Consider the following 15,669-nt stretch of genomic DNA (forward strand, 5'->3'; position numbering starts at 1 on the left):
TATGAAAATCCGCCATCGATGTTACCACTCACATAATACTGAATATATACCCAGTACAGGAAGACGACAACCGAGTGAATCTCCCGCGGCTTGTGGTGGCCTTGTGCTGACCATGGTTGCTGTTTTGTCTGCACCCGACACTATTTTCTATTTTCCCCTCTGCTTTTGCCTGATGACACCAGCGATATAAAGTCACTTTCAATATCCCCATTCATTTGCGCAACTGAGGTAACATTCACGTTATACGTGGCAACATTTTGGTCAATGCGGCGGGACTTTTCGTTCCGATGAAATACATTTCATATCGTGTCCCCATCACTATATTAACGTTCTTGATAAGGGTAAAATGTATTCTGACTCTTATGACAGTAACCATCAAAATACATAAAGAAGTGATCGTGCCTATATTGAGAATCATCATTACAACATATTTGAGTTATAACAGATATATTGATAAATAAATTCCCCGATAACATATCAGGGAATATCAGAGTTCATCATTAAAATAAACAACGCCAGAAAATATTATTTTGGGGTCGCTAAAATCACATTAGATGCTTTAATTAAAGCAATCACTTCGCTTCCTTTCGCAATTGCCATTTCATCTATGCTTTCATTAGTGATATTAGATGTCAGTTTTAATCCATTAACAGTTTCGATATGCACTGTAGAATTCACCGCACCTTTAATAACATGTTTCACTGTCCCTGCAAACTGATTACGCGCTGAAAAATTCAACCCACAATCCACCGATGCCAAGATAACCCAAGGCGCTTTGATCAAAGCGATCGCCGTTTTACCCGGAGCTAAGCCCAAAGAGTCACAACTCGCCTTGGTAATCACGGTTGCCAGTTGCTCTCCGCCATCCAGCGTCAGTATAACCTCATTATTAATCGCCCCAGGAATGACACCTGAAACAATACCTGTTAATTGATTTCTTGCAGAAACTGACATAGTTACTCCTTTTCATTTGTCTATTAAATGACACATGTCTAGCTCAATCCATATGGCGGTGACTACAACACCCAATAGCCCACACTTTATAGTGTAATACCTCACTATGACGCACAACACAATGCTTCCAACACAACTCAATAAAATAGTGGCTGGAACACCTGATCTTACCCACCATTAGTGGACACACAACTAAGTGAGTAAACTCTCAACCAGAGGTGATTACTCATGACAAAACCAGTATCAACCAGTAAAGCGTCCCGTAAACAGTACACACCCGAATTCCGCAATGAAGCCCTGAAACTGGCTGAACGCATCGGTGTCGCCGCCGCCCGCGAATTCAGCCTGTATGAATCCCAGCTTTATGCTTGGCGCAGCAAGCAACAGCAACAACTGACCTCGTCTGAGCGCGAAAATGAGCTGGCAATTGAAAATGCCCGTTTGAAGCGCCAACTGGCTGAGCGTGATGAAGAACTGGCCATCCTCCAAAAGGCCGCGACATACTTTGCGAAGCGCCTGAAATAAAGTATGTCTTCATCGAAAAGCATCAGGCAGAGTTCAATATCAACGTGATGTGTCGGGTGCTTCGGATTGCCTGCAGCGGCTGGTATGCCTGGCGTATCCGTCGTTGCCAGACAACCCCGCGTCAGCAGTTCCGGCTCACTTGTGATGAGGCTGTCCGTAGCGCATTCAATGCGCCGCGTCTTGCTATGGCGCTGCCGGAGTACAACATCAAAACCATTGCGTCCAGTCTGCGTCGTCAGGGGTTGCGGGCGAAAGCCAGCCGCAAATTCAGTCAGGTCAACTATCGTGAGCATGGCCTGCCAGTATCAGAAAACCTGCTGAAGCAGGACTTCAGCGCCAGCGATCCGAACCAGAAGTGGGCAGGCGACATCACGTATCTTCGCACAGATGAAGGCTGGCCGTATCTGGCGGTGGTCATTGACCTGTGGTCACGCGCTGTGATTGGCTGGTCATGTCGTCACGAATGACGGCGCAACTGGCTTGTGATGCGCTGCAAATGGCGCTTTGGCGTCGTAAGCGACCGAAAAATGTTATCGTTCATACCGATCGTGGCGGCCAGTATTGTTCAGGGGATTACCAGAGCCTGCTGAAACGGCATAATCTGCAGGGCAGCATGAGTGCAAAGGGCTGTTGCTACGATAACGCCTGTGTGGAAAGCTTTTTCCACTCACTGAAGTGGAATGTATCTACGGAGAACACTTTGTCAGCAGGGAAATCATGCGGACGACGGTGTTTAATTATATCGAGTGTGATTACAATCGGTGGCGGCACCACAGTGCCTGTGGCGGTCTTAGCCCGGAACAATTTGAAAACCAGAACCTCGCTTAGGGCTGTGTCCACATTACGTGGGTAGGATCACTCTTAACACACTATGTACTCATGGACAGTTAATTTTGCTTGTGATAGTTGAATTAAACAAAATTATGTTGTATGAATAAATTATTATTAATCTCCACTACATGAGTACATTTAAGAAGATATAGTTTCCTATTTCTTGTACCAATTTTAGTAGTACTAACGAAGGGATACATGATGACTGGAAGTAATAATTACCCCATTGAATATTTTAGAATGACTGGAATTCATGGTTATAAAGATATTACTATGACCATGAAAGGTAAAACGACAATATTTGTATCCGAGAATGGAACAGGTAAAACAACAATACTCAATGCAATAAGACTTCTCCTCGAGAAAGACTTTGTAAGTTTAATGAGAATTGATTTTAAATCAATCTTTATTAAGATATCGGGTCACAATGAACTTGAAATCAAAAATACCAGATCATCTTTAATCCCATTAAAAGAAATAAAGTCCTTTCTCAATGAGAGACTTCCTTTTAGTGATTCACTCTGGGATGATAAAGATATTACAAAGTTTTCAAAGAAATTAGCTGATTCAGTAAACAATGAATATTACGATGACACATTAGCTAGTAGTCTACATAATGCTCTATACAACGCCACAGCATTCCCCAAAGATTATATTAATCATATATTAAATGAATTAAAAGATGTTGTCGGTAAAAAAATAAAAGCCAATGAGCAGAGTAACTTAAGAACCCAGTTTGAAAAAAATGACGTGCTAAAAATTATTGCCGAAGAGTTTAGAAATTTAGATGTAGTTTTTCTGCCTACCTATCGTAGAGTTGAAAAAAATTTTGAGACAGCATCTCGGGATGAAAGAGCTATAAACCCAAACCGATGGCTCTCCAGAAGAAGATGGATGAAATTACAACGCGATGGTATTTCCTATGGATTGAAAGATGTTGAAGAGGCTTTAAAAGGGTTAACGTTAGATATCGAAAGAACTTCTAATCTTGGCTATAGATCCTTAAGTGCAAAAATGCTTGAAGACTTAATCCAAAACGGAAACAATAATAGGGTAATAAAGAAGAAAAATGTACTTCCTTCTATTGAAGATCTAGAGAGATTTCTCAATCGTGTTGAAAACACTGGTAGCAGTCAGCGGGCAAGGAGAGTATCAGAAACAAAGAAAAACTCTTTAATTGAATCTCTAAAGGAATTGTATGTTAATGACTCGATTAAAGACATCACATATTTGAGTTATTTTTTAAGTCAACTTAATTCAGTTATTCAAGAAACTAAAGAGCAAGAGTCGAAGATTGAGAAATTTGTTGCTGTTTGCGATAAATATCTGTCATCAGCAGGTGATTCAAAATCCTTAACGTTTGACCCTCAAAGTTTGGAGGTTATTGTTAAGGATAGTTATACTGGAGAACGTATTTCCTTAAATGATTTATCTTCAGGTGAGAAGCAAGTCATTTCACTAATGGCCACAATTTATCTTAATGACAATACACCTAAAATAATATTGATTGATGAACCAGAACTTTCATTATCTATAGATTGGCAAAGAATGATTTTGCCAGATTTAAATGCAGGTGAGAATGTTACGCAAGTAATTGCAATAACGCATTCACCATTTATTTTTGACAATGAACTAGATAACTATGCAACAGCCATGAAAGTACGCAAAGGTAATTTCTGATGAGAACAGCCTTGTTGAATACAATGAAAAAAGAAGTCTCTTCTAAAAGTTCATTAAAACAAGAGATCTTACTAAAAACATCTACATTTGATAAAATTTTCGTATTTGAAGGCACTGATGATTACCCCGTGTATGATGAATGGATGAAGCAAAATTCTATATATATTAATGCTGGGCATATAATAGCAAAAGGTAAAAAACAGATAATAAGACTTTACGAAAATGCTCTTCAACATAATGATCAAGAAATACTAGCTAACTGTTACTTTTTTGTAGATCATGATTTTGATACTTTTGAGCATAATTCAGAGAACATAGTAACTCTATCATGTTATTCTATTGAAAATTACATTATCAACTCGCACTCAACAAAAAGTTATTTGAAAGACGAATTCAAAATGGATATTACTCGTCTCGATTTACTCGATAGAATTAAAGATGACTTCGAGTCTGACTTTGAAAAATTCCAATCTATAGCAAAAGAATTATGCAAACCTCTTTTTGTTAACCATAACATAAAAGGTAAAGCAAAATTTTATGAAAAAATATCTTCAATTATAAACCTAGAATACAAAAACATTAGAGTTAAAGAGAATGCCAAATTAATAGGGTATGAAGTTGACGAAAATTCTGAGGATGCTAAAAAACTCATAGTTATTTTTGATGTCTTACCATATGAGAGAGCCATAAAAGGTAAATATGTCTTTGAATTTATAAAATTATGGCTGTCGTCATTAAAATCACATTTATCAGGTGATATAAATTTAAAAATAACAAAAGATCCTTTGATGTTAGAAAGGAGAAGGCTAGCTTGCGCAACCCCTATACCAGACGAAATCAAACGATTTTCTTAAATAATTTGAATAAAACTCGCTTCGGCGCTGAAGGATCCCCATAAAATCAGCGCTAATAAAGCAACACCATACTTCGGTAAGTGTTGGCGAGGTGGTTAAGAACGGTGCTCAGCACCGTTCGTCTTAACGTTAGCGGAGAGTGTCGCAGGACATTCTCCGCTAACGTCAGGTACGATATGACACGCCGCGATTTCAGACTGTTGGCCTGATATGTAAGTATCCCGGTAAACCGAACCATTCACTTTTAGAGATCTTCCGACATACTGAGTATGTTCCCTGAGGAGATCGTCATGCGTAAAGCCCGATTCACTGAACACCAGATCATTGCCGTTTTGAAGTCTGTCGAAGCTGGACGTACCGTCAAAGATGTCTGTCGCGAAGCGGGGATATCCGAGGCCTCGTACTACAACTGGAAAGCGAAGTTTGGCGGTATGGAAGCTTCGGATATCAAAAAGATGAAAGATCTGGAGTGTAGTCCCTCCGGTTTTTAGTACCACCGCCAATGAGGATCTCCGGCCAGTTTTTGCCTCGCATAGATAACGGGTGGCATATCACCCAGTGAGCTATGCGGACGTTCTTCGTTATATTCTGCGCGCCAGTCTTCTGTTAGCACACGGACTTCTGACAGTGTTCTGAACAGATACATATCGAGTATTTCTGTTCGTAGCGTTTTGTTAAATCGCTCAATAAATCCGTTCTGCATTGGCCTGCCTGGCTGAATAAAATCGAGTATCACGCCGTGCAACTCTGCCCATTCAGCTAAAGCAGCGGCTGTAAGTTCTGGCCCGTTATCGCTGCGTATAAATGCCGGATAGCCTCTTTCAGCACTTAACCGCTCCAGGATGCGTACAACGCGATGAGCTGGTATATTCAAATCAACCTCGATTGCCAGCGCTTCCCGATTAAAATCATCGACGACGTTAAATAACCTGAATCGCCGCCCGTCGATCAAGGCATCACTCATAAAATCAACTGACCAACAGTGGTTCATTTTATGCGGAATAACCAACGGCTGTGGATGCCTGTTAGGTAAGCGTTTTTTTCCTTTACACCGAAGGTTCAGTTTTAATAATCGGTAGATCCGGTAAACCCGTTTTGCATTCCACGATAATCCTGCTTGACGTAACTTATTGAACATAAGGCCAAAACCATAGGCCGGATGCTGATGTGCAAGTTTTTGTAATGCCTCGACCACGGGCAGATCCCGCGCCGTGTTCGGGCAATAATGCAACAGGCTTCGACTAATACCGATAATCCGGCACCCGCGTCGTTCGCTGGCCTGATGTTCCGTCATGACGTAACGCACCAGCTCACGCTTCTCAGGCACCGTTAAAGTTTTTTTGATACAACATCCTTAAGAATTTCATGATCTAAACTAAGGGATGCGTACATTTGCTTTAATCGGCGATTTTCCTCTTCCAGCTCTTTCATTCGTTTGATATCAGAGGATTCCATGCCACCATATTTGGCTTTCCAATTGTAATAGCTGGCTTCCGACACACCGTTTTCTCGGCACACATCCTTCACATGCCGACCACCTTCAACCTCTTTCAAAACACGTAGGATCTGAGTTTCAGTGAAACGCGCTTTCTTCATGATGAGCCTCCGTTGGTTGTATTTTAACCAGAGAGCTCCATTGTGCGGTAAGACTAAATTCAGGAGGGACTACAGTTTCTTCATGGAGTGGTTTCCGTAACAATTAACGTTGAGACGTGAAACTAGCGCGGGAGGGATGGCCGTTAAATCTTTTTCTGCATCCCACAGGCTGTATTCGCTACAGCTTGATTTAACGACCAGTGGCGGCTCACGTCTGAGTGCCACTCCTTAAGGTATATATAAAAACCCATGAGTAAATAAGAGCTTTCGATTGCGAACGTCTTTGATAACTGGCGAACAAATAATTTACATTTCTAGCCATGGCATTTTTTATATTTCAGCCCTGAGCCACAATAACAAGGTTCATTCCTCTCAATTTTATCTTTCCGAATAAAAGTCGTACGTTCTTCATTATCACCACAAACACGTTGAATAAGATCACTTAATACCTTACATTCTTTGCAGATACGTCTTGCTAAATTTCTCTCATCTTTACTCAATGGAGAATCAAACCTGCAATACATTATATCTTCTGAACGACCCTCTGAATCTTTGCTTTCAGTAGCAATTAATATCAATTTTTTTATATCCGGACATCTGTACTTAGCCACTAATGAATAGTCTTGCACGCATGATAGTCTTTCCAAGCGATAGTCATCATAGGATTGCCCTTTACTTCTAGGAAGAAAAATATAAAGATAAAACTTACCTTTTTCATCAATTGACTCAACAAGCCTAGAACTTCGCCTATCAGATGGAACTCTTTTAAATTTTTCTAAAAAGCTTCTAGTTAAATAATATCTAGCGCGTCTACTTTCTGATGCCAATTGCCTTACAGTTTCTTCGTGGCTATGAAAATCACTGTCCCGACCAATACCAACTGTTGCATTCAAGATTGAATTTGAAAATCTTTCAATTGTTTCATCCCAAAAAAAACTACCTTTTTTATATGACAACTGTATTTGATAGTTAATTGATTTAGTATATGAAATCCATTCATGTTCAGCAATTATCGCAAAATGATTTTCGGGTAAATCATCACCATCAACTATAGTCCCCTCCCCCAAGAGATAAGCACCAAGAGTATCTTCTTCTCCAGGGCTAAGACCAAGGTAGCCGTTTCTTATCACTCTCTCTTTTTCTTTTAAATAACTTACAAAATCACTAATTGTGTCTAGTTCAGTTAAAATAAGCTTTAAAGAAAATTCGTCAAAAACGTGTACAAATGTCCTCCCCGGAAAGAAATCACCAATATGAAAAGGTTTCTCCATACAAATTTCAATATTATAATACGGCACATTGATTAATGTGCCTGAACTACCTTTTGCTACATCATCAAAAAATGCTTGAGCTGCTGACGTAATATTGTTAGTGACTGAAATAAGAAAAAAACGAGTCTCATCACTGAATCTTACAGGGAATTTGGTTTCACACGAAGCATCAATAAACAAACGATCGTTGTGCTCACGAATGAATTTCTCGGCACCATATAATTGTTTTATAGAATCTTTGACTGATGCTCTAAACCATCTTTTCCAAGCAACCGATAATTCAATTTTAGAATTAAAACCAATATCTTTATCAGAAAAAATTATTACATTATTCTCAAAAACAACTAATAAATCACAAACTTCTTTGCCCGTTTTGTTCTTTGAAAACCCTTCATTACTATAAACATTAGGATATGACCACAAGCCAAGGAATGCATTTTGCGCTAAAGAAATCAATCTCTTTTCCGTTGGATTGACACCTTCATTTTTTTTTATAATTTTCAACATTGTTTGCTCCTGTTCGGTGCTGAATGTTTAATCTAATCATCCATTTTATCTCGGAGTATTTGCAAGTGATAGATCATTGCATCTAGTTGCTCGCGATTGGCCGCAAGAATCTCGCCGGAAAACTGGCTACGCAGAAAACCGTTATGATCCACAAAGAAGAATGCCTCCCGGTTGACCATGGTTTTGTATTCGCTCAACGGCATGACTTGTAGATCGCGCTTGTCATCAGGAATACCGGACATCTCCTTATGCTCTTTGATTTTTTCAAGTAATACACGGGTATACACAACTTCATCATTCTGAATTGCCATCTTTCAGATCCTCGCAGAGTTATAAAATTAAAAAATATGCGTTTAAGTGTTCACCTGTTCACCTTATGAATATTTATAAATTAATTCATGGCGTTAAGTGGTGAATACTTCATAAATAAGTGTTCACCACTTAACACCATGTTATTAATTAATTTTTTAACAGAATGAATACTGGTGAACACTTTATCCATAACTTTACTCAGCCTGACTGTTTTCAGAAGTCGTGGCGCATGATGGCATCCAGTCGTCTGAGTCATCGTGCAGGGTGACATTTGACCTTATGCCATGCTTTGTTTTTCGCTTCTGATATTCCTTGCCGTACTCAGCCATTGCGCCAGGCATATCCGCACCAAACCGCATTAACGACACCGGCTTACTAAGTCCATTGGCCCTCATGTATGCCAGGTAGGCGTGATACAGGTACTTACAGGGGCTGAACGGCACTATCTCGGCATTGCCAATAAACATGCCATCACACACTACTGACGCCATCAGATAGCCGCAGAAGTCCACCAGCGAATCACCTTCACGCTTGATGGCCAGTGCTTCTTCTGATTTCTGCTGTTCGTGTAAAAAACGCCGGGCTTCGTCCTGGTCTGCAAACCGGGTCAGTAGGTGGCGAATAACCACCCTCCTCTGGCAGGATAGTTGACACCCCAGACTGAAAATCTCTATGGGGGCAACGGAGCCTGTTATGAAACGTTATTCACCAGAGCGTAAGGCCGCTGTATTGGCTAAATTACTTCCTCCTTACAACATGACCGTCACCGCACTTGCACAACAGGAAGGGATATCGGAAGCTACCCTTTATAATTGGCGGGTCCAAGCCAAATTGGAAGGAAAACCAGCCCCCTCTGGCAGGATAGTTGACACCCCAAACTGAAAATCTCTATGGGGCAACGGAGCCTGTTATGAAACGTTATTCACCAGAGCGTAAGGCCGCTGTATTAGCTAAATTACTTCCTCCTTACAACATGACCGTCACCGCACTTGCACTACAGGAAGGGATATCGGAAGCTACCCTTTATCATTGGCGGGTCCAAGCCAAATTGGAGGGAAAACCAGTGCCCGGTGCCAACAAAACCACAGACCTTTGATCGACAGAAGCCCGTTTTGCCGTCATCGTTGAAACCGCGACACTCAGTGAAGCCGAACTGAGCGAATACTGCCGTCGCAAAGGGCTTTATCCTGAACAAATAGCGCAGTGGAAACAGGATTTTCTCCAGACGCCACAAGTCGATACCCGGCAGTCGCAAAAACAGGCCCAAAAGAAAATCAAAGGGCTGGAGCGTGAATTGGCGCGCAAAGAAAAGGCCCTGGCGGAGGCGGCAGCCCTGCTGGTCCTGAGAAAAAAGCTGAATCAGTATTACGGCGAGGCGGACGAGGACGACTGACCCCCGCTCACGAACGCGTGCAACTGATCCGATGGATACGTGAAGCCATGAACGCCGGTGCACGTCTGATCCCCGCTTGTCGGGAAGCAGGGTTAAGCCTGAGCACCTGGCGGCGCTGGAATCACCAGGCTGAAGACCGTCGTCCCACGGCTGGCGGACAAGGGCCTCTATCTGGCCAGTGAATCGACGTTTTACCGGGTACTGCGGCGGCAGGGTCAAGTACATCACCGTGGCCGTAGCCGCGCACCGCTGAAGGTGAATAAACCGACCAGCTATCAGGCTGTTGGGCCATGCCAAGTGTGGACGTGGGACGTCACCTGGCTGGCCTCCAGGGTTCGCGGCCGCTGGTTTTATCTGTATCTGATAGAAGATATTTTTAGCCGTAAAATCGTCGGTTACGAGGTTCACGAAGAGGAAAGCGGCGAGCGAGCGGCCGCGCTGCTGCACCACACCGTGTCACGTGAACGGTGTTACCGCCATCCGTTAGTGTTACATGCCGACAATGGTGCGCCGATGAAATCCCAGACGCTGAAAGCGAAACTGGAAGAACTGAGCATCACGGGTTCGCACAGCCGACCACGAGTCAGCAACGATAATCCGTATGTAGAGTCGCTGTTCAGAACGCTAAAATATGTTCCGTCGTGGCCGTCATCAGGCTTCCTGGATCTGGCAGAAGCCCGGCGTTGGGTGGAGGGCTTTAGCCGGTGGTATAACAAGGAGCATCGGCATGGCGCGATCAGTTATGTCACACCAGAACAACGGCATCAGGGAGAAGATATAAGCCTGCTGGCAAAACGAAAAGCCTTGTATGACATGGCTAAAAAAGCCCGACCGGAACGGTGGTCAGCCTCATGCCGTCAGTGGCAGCGGGTAGATGTAGTAATGTTGAATCCAGACGAGCCAGAAACCGGGCTAAAATCTGCAGCGTAAAAAACGAATAAGGGTGTCAACTTCGTTGACAGCTACCGGAAACCGAAAAGTAGTATCGCCACACCATCGCCATTTCATCGCCACCTGGCAAATTCAGGGCATAAAAAAACCACCTTGCGGTGGTATAGAATTATTTTATAACTTATTATTTTTATTAAATTAAATCAATGGTGCCCAGGGCGGGACTTGAACCCGCACAGCGCGTACGCCGAGGGATTTTAAATCCCTTGTGTCTACCGATTCCACCACCTGGGCCGAAAATTTGGAGGCGCGTCCCGGAGTCGAACCGAGGTAGGCGGATTTGCAATCCGCTGCATGGCCACTCTGCCAACGCGCCTTACCTTAAAATCTTTGCAGCTACTATAGGATAAAATTGGAGCGGGAAACGAGACTCGAACTCGCGACCCCGACCTTGGCAAGGTCGTGCTCTACCAACTGAGCTATTCCCGCAACGAACAGAATACTTTGTTTATCAAAACGTTCCAATAAACAGCGCCGCTGTCGATGCGGTGCATTCTACTTACCTGACGCAGTGAGTCAATAAAATTATCAACCAACTCTATCTGTTTGCTGTTTTTTAAGGCGCCCCGATCAATGTTCAAACAAATCGTGACGTGCAGCGTTCAAATACTGAAACATTGACCAGAAAGTGAGCACTGCCGCAATGTATAGCGCAATCACACCGATACCTTCAACAATGCGCTCAGGACGCCATAGCAATCCAAGTAACGCTATCATCTGCGCCATAGTCTTGATTTTGCCAATCCAGGAAACAGCCACACTGCTTCGTTTACCAATCTCAGCCATCCATTCACGTAATGCAGAGATAATTATCTCACGCGCGATCATGGTAGCAGCCGGTAACGTAATCCACCATGAATGGTAATGTTCGGCAACTAATACCAGTGCGACTGCAACCATCACCTTATCGGCTACGGGATCTAAAAAAGCACCAAACCGGGTAGTTTGTTTCCAACGTCGGGCGAGAAAGCCATCAAACCAATCAGTAACGGCTGCACACACAAAAATAATGGCACAAACCATGGGTGCCCAGGCGAATGGAAGATAAAACGCCAGCACAAAGAAAGGAATCAAAGCAATACGAAACAGGGTAAGCCACGTAGGTATATTAAATTGCATAGCGCTTAAGTCACTGTTGGCTGGAGTGATATTGTGAGTATGTTGCTACATTGTCCCTAGTGTTTCAATGCATAGAAGATTTTTTCTGCCAATGCATGTGAAATTCCCGGCACATTAGCAATCTCCTCAACACTGGCATTCATTAAAGGTTGCAGTCCTCCCATATACTTCAGGAGCATCTGACGACGTTTCGGGCCAACACCTTCAATAGTTTCAAGCGTACTGGTGCTTTTCACTTTTGCCCTTTTCTTACGATGTCCACTAATGGCGTGATCATGCGAGTCATCACGAATATGTTGGATAACGTGCAAAGCGGGAGAGTCTGACGGTAAGGCAATACCATCACCTGTCGCTTCAAAGAACAACGTTTCCAGCCCGGCCTTACGATCACTGCCTTTCGCAACCCCTAACAGTAACGGCTTACTTTTGTCCCAAGGAACCGCTAAAGAGTCAAAAACGGCTTTCGCCTGCCCTAACTGACCTTTTCCGCCATCAATAATGATGACATCCGGGATCTTACTCTCATCCCACGCCTTGTCGTAGCGACGCCTCAGTACCTGAGTCATCGCCGCATAATCATCTCCCGGTGTAATCCCGGTAATATTATAGCGGCGATATTCTGAACGTAGTGGACCATTGGCATCAAAAACCACACATGATGCTACCGTTTGTTCCCCCATCGTATGGCTAATGTCAAAACACTCCATCCGTTGGATTTTTGGCAGCTTGAGTACATTGGCCAGTGCGGTCAATCGCTGATGGATAGTCGACTGCTGAGAAAGTCTGGTTAACAGTGCAGTTCTTGCATTTGTACGCGCCAGCTTGAGATAGCGGGCTCTGTCACCCCGGGGTTTACTCTGAATTTGTACTTTACGTCCGGCAATATCTGTCAAAGATTCCGTGAGAAGCTGTTGATCGGGAAGTGTGAAATCCAGCAATATTTCCGTCGGTAAAGTCCGGGATAAACTACCTTGCAAATAAAACTGCCCGACAAATGTCTGCACCACCTCTCCCAGCTCGGTTCCTCCAGGGACTCTCGGGAAATAACTACGGCTTCCCAATACTTTTCCCTGACGGATAAAAAGCACATGAACACATGCCATACCCGTATCAAAAGCGACACCAATTACATCCAGATCGTCGCCATCACCAGAGACAAACTGTTTTTCCGTTACCCGACGTACTGCTTGAATTTGATCACGAATACGAGCTGCCTCTTCAAACTTCAAACTTCGGCTTGCCAATTCCATTCGTTCAATTAACTTGGTCAATACCTGTTGATCTTTGCCAGACAAAAACAGGCGAACATATTCAACCTGCTGCAAATATTCTGCCTCACTTACCAGCCCGGCCACACACGGCCCAAGACAGCGACCAATCTGATATTGTAGACAAGGACGGGAACGATTGCGGTACACGCTGTTTTCACACTGACGGACTGGAAACAACTTTTGCAATAGCATTAAAGTTTCACGTACAGCGTTTCCATTAGGAAACGGTCCGAAATACTCTCCTTTGGCATGCTTAGCACCACGATGCACCGACAGACGTGGATGAGGATCTGCGCTCAAAAAAATCATCGGATAGGATTTATCATCCCGCAGCAGTACGTTATAACGCGGTTGATATAGCTTGATGTAATTATGTTCCAGCAGTAAAGCTTCAGTTTCAGTGTGAGTGATCGTGACATCGATCTGATAAATACTTCGAACCAAAGCCTCTGTTTTACGGCTGGGAACATGACTGCGGAAATAACTGGAAAGACGTTTTTTTAAATCTTTTGCCTTACCGACATAGATCACCGTGTTACTGGCATCATACATACGATAAACCCCAGGTCGACTGGTTACCGTCTTCAGGAACGCCAGGGAATCAAAACATTCACTCACTGCTAATCAATGTCTCCGCATTAAACAGGCCGTGTCGAATTGCCAGATGGGTCAGCTCTACATCACCATTAATGTTCAGCTTGTTGAACATTCGATAACGATAGCTATTCACGGTTTTAGGGCTCAGATTAAGTTGATCGGAAATTTCCGTCACTTTCTGCCCTTTGGTAATCATCAGCATAATTTGCAATTCTCGTTCAGACAGGCGTTCCAGAGGCGTTTCGGTCTGTGGCTCTAACTGACTCAATGCCATCTGTTGTGCAATATCGGAGGCGATATAACGTTTGCCGGCATGAACGGACCGAATCGCATAGATAACCTCCTGAGGTGTGGCACCTTTACTTAAGTAGCCTGCCGCACCAGCCTGCATAACTTTAGCAGGCAAAGGGTTCTCTGTGTATATAGTCAGCATTATAACCTTTATTTCGGGAGAAAATCGTACGATTTTCCGTGTGGCTTCAAGGCCGCCGATCCCAGGCATATTCATATCCATTAAGACGACATCAACACGATTACTGCGGCACCATCTTACAGCATCTTCGCCACATTGAGCCTCACCAACGACCTTAAGGCCTTTGATATCGTCGAGAATGCGCTGTATCCCTGCCCGCACCAGTTCATGGTCATCAACAAGAAAAACGCTAATCAAAGAACAATTCTCCAAAAAAGAGAGTAACACTTACAGACGAAATGTTGCAGGTGATACTACGTGGTTTAAAAAAACAATGAATACACTTTTTAATTAAAAATGTACTTTATTTACCATGCGGTAATATGTTCTAAGCTCTAGTTAAGGATACCAATAGAGTACTAGAAATAGAACTCTCCTCCGTCACAGCATCAACATTTCAAACCTGGCTTTTAGAGAATGGGAGTCATACACTGACAAAACCCAATAAAAAATCAAAAATACTTTATAAATCAATATGATAACGTCAATTTTTTTATGATAAAAATACGTGGATTTACTCTCTATAAGTCGATTATAACAATCACTTAGCTTTACTGCGACTATTTTCTATAGCTAGCATCTTTATATCCATACAGAATTTACTATGTTTGTTATCAAATGCATTTAAAGCTCAGCAGCCATATAATCAAGGACAGACAAATATAACCCAAAAGGTTCATAATGTGCGAAAAATATACATTTTTACTATTGGGAATTTATTCTGAATAGAAAGAACCCGGATTCCATATGTTATACCTGGCCTTAATTCCATAATCTGAAAGGTAATGATGTCCTGAAACTTATCAGATCTTAGCACCGACTATATTTTTTAAGAAAAAATATGGACGATAGTGATTTCACTACAATAACTTCAGGAGAGGCTTCAGCATACAAAACGGCTTGTTTAAAAACGCTGTTGACACTAATTTCAAAAACGATTAGTCAGTTTTATATAGGTAAAGTAATCATAAAAATAGAGAAATATGCCACCCAAACGAAATATTTGACTTAGCAAGAAACATTTAGCAACAAAATAAAACAGATAAAGATAACCCGTTATAGATAACAGTATAATTTTTGATAAGAAGTCATAGTCCTTCTATAGAGTAATAGATCATTTTTTTATTTTAATCATCATATTAATGCATTCATTTATTATCTATTTTTTATTCTACGCCCAATAGGTTTCGAGGCGCAGAAAGACGGCAAGCAAAAGGATCCCGGTAAGTAATTTGAGTGGCTGAGCGCCAACAACTTGCAATATGACGGATATAAACTATATTTTGCAATTCAGTTTATAATACTGTCAATTGAGACTATTTCGTGCAAAATAATT

The 15,669-nt window shown here is 42.4% G+C and carries 13 protein-coding genes, 3 tRNA genes and 5 pseudogenes; 9 read left to right on the top strand and 12 right to left on the bottom strand.

The features are described from left to right. Positions 1 to 525 precede the first annotated feature (525 nt). On the bottom strand, positions 526 to 954 hold the full coding sequence (locus CWC46_RS16705; protein WP_021015408.1) for a TOBE domain-containing protein: 429 nt from the start codon (positions 952 to 954) through the stop codon (positions 526 to 528). A gap of 228 nt (positions 955 to 1,182) precedes the next feature. On the opposite strand from CWC46_RS16705, the gene CWC46_RS23685 reads away from it, so the two are divergent. From CWC46_RS23685 to CWC46_RS16720, 5 genes and pseudogenes are all read left to right on the top strand, one after another. After that, positions 1,183 to 1,479 (top strand): IS3 family transposase, encoded by a 297-nt coding sequence (locus CWC46_RS23685; RefSeq protein WP_021015407.1) that lies wholly within the window; start codon positions 1,183 to 1,185, stop codon positions 1,477 to 1,479. Positions 1,480 to 1,664: 185 nt separating this feature from the next. Next, positions 1,665 to 2,047: pseudogene (locus CWC46_RS23690) on the top strand (DDE-type integrase/transposase/recombinase); the annotation flags it as partial. A gap of 77 nt (positions 2,048 to 2,124) precedes the next feature. Next, positions 2,125 to 2,307, top strand: a complete 183-nt coding sequence (locus CWC46_RS23695) for an IS3 family transposase (RefSeq protein WP_416354408.1) — start codon at positions 2,125 to 2,127, stop codon at positions 2,305 to 2,307. Between the two features lie 201 nt (positions 2,308 to 2,508). Next, positions 2,509 to 3,990: an AAA family ATPase gene (locus tag CWC46_RS16715; RefSeq protein WP_021015404.1), complete on the top strand. Its 1,482-nt coding sequence runs from the start codon at positions 2,509 to 2,511 to the stop codon at positions 3,988 to 3,990. Further along, positions 3,990 to 4,844 carry a DUF4435 domain-containing protein gene (locus CWC46_RS16720; protein ID WP_021015403.1) on the top strand — a complete coding sequence of 285 codons (855 nt, stop codon included), beginning with the start codon at positions 3,990 to 3,992 and terminating at the stop codon, positions 4,842 to 4,844. The genes CWC46_RS16715 and CWC46_RS16720 overlap by 1 nt, the downstream gene beginning before the upstream one ends. Before the next feature lie 52 nt (positions 4,845 to 4,896). Here the strand turns inward: CWC46_RS16720 and CWC46_RS16725 are convergent. Then, positions 4,897 to 5,061: pseudogene (locus CWC46_RS16725) on the bottom strand (IS4 family transposase); the annotation flags it as partial. A 73-nt stretch (positions 5,062 to 5,134) separates the two neighbouring features. Here CWC46_RS16725 and CWC46_RS16730 point away from each other — a divergent pair. Continuing rightward, positions 5,135 to 5,314 (top strand): annotated as a pseudogene (locus CWC46_RS16730) (transposase); the annotation flags it as partial. Between the two features lie 17 nt (positions 5,315 to 5,331). Here CWC46_RS16730 and CWC46_RS16735 read toward each other — a convergent pair. The 4 genes and pseudogenes from CWC46_RS16735 to CWC46_RS16750 form a co-directional block, all read right to left on the bottom strand. After that, positions 5,332 to 6,440, bottom strand: a protein-coding gene (locus CWC46_RS16735) for an IS3 family transposase (RefSeq protein WP_101377514.1) whose coding sequence is annotated in 2 segments (ribosomal slippage) — positions 5,332 to 6,188 and positions 6,188 to 6,440 — 1,110 coding nt in all. Because the reading frame shifts where the segments join, the coding sequence is not laid out codon by codon here. 314 nt (positions 6,441 to 6,754) lie between these two features. Next, entirely contained in the window at positions 6,755 to 8,218 is a 1,464-nt protein-coding gene (locus CWC46_RS16740; RefSeq protein WP_021015399.1) for an SEC-C domain-containing protein, read from the bottom strand. A 32-nt stretch (positions 8,219 to 8,250) separates the two neighbouring features. Then, complete coding sequence (locus CWC46_RS16745; protein WP_021015398.1) at positions 8,251 to 8,529, bottom strand: hypothetical protein; 279 nt, start codon at positions 8,527 to 8,529, stop codon at positions 8,251 to 8,253. Positions 8,530 to 8,724: 195 nt separating this feature from the next. Further along, a pseudogene (locus CWC46_RS16750) lies at positions 8,725 to 9,159 on the bottom strand (primase-like DNA-binding domain-containing protein); the annotation flags it as partial. A gap of 64 nt (positions 9,160 to 9,223) precedes the next feature. Here CWC46_RS16750 and CWC46_RS16755 point away from each other — a divergent pair. Then, entirely contained in the window at positions 9,224 to 9,412 is a 189-nt protein-coding gene (locus CWC46_RS16755) for an IS3 family transposase (protein WP_021015395.1), read from the top strand. Positions 9,413 to 9,440: 28 nt separating this feature from the next. Continuing rightward, a pseudogene (locus tag CWC46_RS16760) lies at positions 9,441 to 10,853 on the top strand (IS3 family transposase). A gap of 168 nt (positions 10,854 to 11,021) precedes the next feature. On the opposite strand, the gene CWC46_RS16765 reads toward CWC46_RS16760, so the two are convergent. The 6 genes from CWC46_RS16765 to uvrY all read right to left on the bottom strand — a co-directional run bounded on the left by CWC46_RS16765 (position 11,022) and on the right by uvrY (position 14,531). After that, a tRNA-Leu gene (locus CWC46_RS16765) sits at positions 11,022 to 11,108 on the bottom strand. An 8-nt stretch (positions 11,109 to 11,116) separates the two neighbouring features. Beyond that, positions 11,117 to 11,190: transfer RNA gene (locus tag CWC46_RS16770), tRNA-Cys, on the bottom strand. Between the two features lie 37 nt (positions 11,191 to 11,227). Further along, positions 11,228 to 11,303 (bottom strand) — tRNA-Gly (locus tag CWC46_RS16775). 141 nt (positions 11,304 to 11,444) lie between these two features. Then, the gene (gene pgsA, locus CWC46_RS16780; protein WP_021015392.1) at positions 11,445 to 11,993 is read right to left on the bottom strand and encodes a CDP-diacylglycerol--glycerol-3-phosphate 3-phosphatidyltransferase; all 549 of its coding nucleotides are present in this window, start codon (positions 11,991 to 11,993) and stop codon (positions 11,445 to 11,447) included. 56 nt (positions 11,994 to 12,049) lie between these two features. After that, complete coding sequence (gene uvrC, locus CWC46_RS16785; protein WP_021015391.1) at positions 12,050 to 13,882, bottom strand: excinuclease ABC subunit UvrC; 1,833 nt, start codon at positions 13,880 to 13,882, stop codon at positions 12,050 to 12,052. After that, positions 13,875 to 14,531: a UvrY/SirA/GacA family response regulator transcription factor gene (gene uvrY / locus CWC46_RS16790; protein WP_021015390.1), complete on the bottom strand. Its 657-nt coding sequence runs from the start codon at positions 14,529 to 14,531 to the stop codon at positions 13,875 to 13,877. Before uvrY ends, uvrC begins: the two co-directional genes overlap by 8 nt. 643 nt (positions 14,532 to 15,174) lie before the next feature. On the opposite strand from uvrY, the gene CWC46_RS23700 reads away from it, so the two are divergent. Further along, positions 15,175 to 15,345 carry a DUF2594 family protein gene (locus CWC46_RS23700; protein ID WP_157831383.1) on the top strand — a complete coding sequence of 57 codons (171 nt, stop codon included), beginning with the start codon at positions 15,175 to 15,177 and terminating at the stop codon, positions 15,343 to 15,345. Positions 15,346 to 15,669: the final 324 nt, after the last annotated feature.

Origin of the sequence: Prodigiosinella confusarubida (assembly GCF_002847015.1) — a bacterium.
GTDB lineage: Bacteria > Pseudomonadota > Gammaproteobacteria > Enterobacterales > Enterobacteriaceae > Prodigiosinella > Prodigiosinella aquatilis.

Coding starts and splice junctions, on each gene's coding strand:
- CWC46_RS16740 (WP_021015399.1), bottom strand. CDS start 8,218: ATGTTGAAAATTATAAAAAAAAATGAAGGTGTCAATCCAACGGAAAAG.
- pgsA (WP_021015392.1), bottom strand. CDS start 11,993: ATGCAATTTAATATACCTACGTGGCTTACCCTGTTTCGTATTGCTTTG.
- CWC46_RS23700 (WP_157831383.1), top strand. CDS start 15,175: ATGGACGATAGTGATTTCACTACAATAACTTCAGGAGAGGCTTCAGCA.
- CWC46_RS16720 (WP_021015403.1), top strand. CDS start 3,990: ATGAGAACAGCCTTGTTGAATACAATGAAAAAAGAAGTCTCTTCTAAA.
- CWC46_RS16745 (WP_021015398.1), bottom strand. CDS start 8,529: ATGGCAATTCAGAATGATGAAGTTGTGTATACCCGTGTATTACTTGAA.
- CWC46_RS23685 (WP_021015407.1), top strand. CDS start 1,183: ATGACAAAACCAGTATCAACCAGTAAAGCGTCCCGTAAACAGTACACA.
- CWC46_RS16755 (WP_021015395.1), top strand. CDS start 9,224: ATGAAACGTTATTCACCAGAGCGTAAGGCCGCTGTATTGGCTAAATTA.
- CWC46_RS16715 (WP_021015404.1), top strand. CDS start 2,509: ATGATGACTGGAAGTAATAATTACCCCATTGAATATTTTAGAATGACT.
- CWC46_RS16705 (WP_021015408.1), bottom strand. CDS start 954: ATGTCAGTTTCTGCAAGAAATCAATTAACAGGTATTGTTTCAGGTGTC.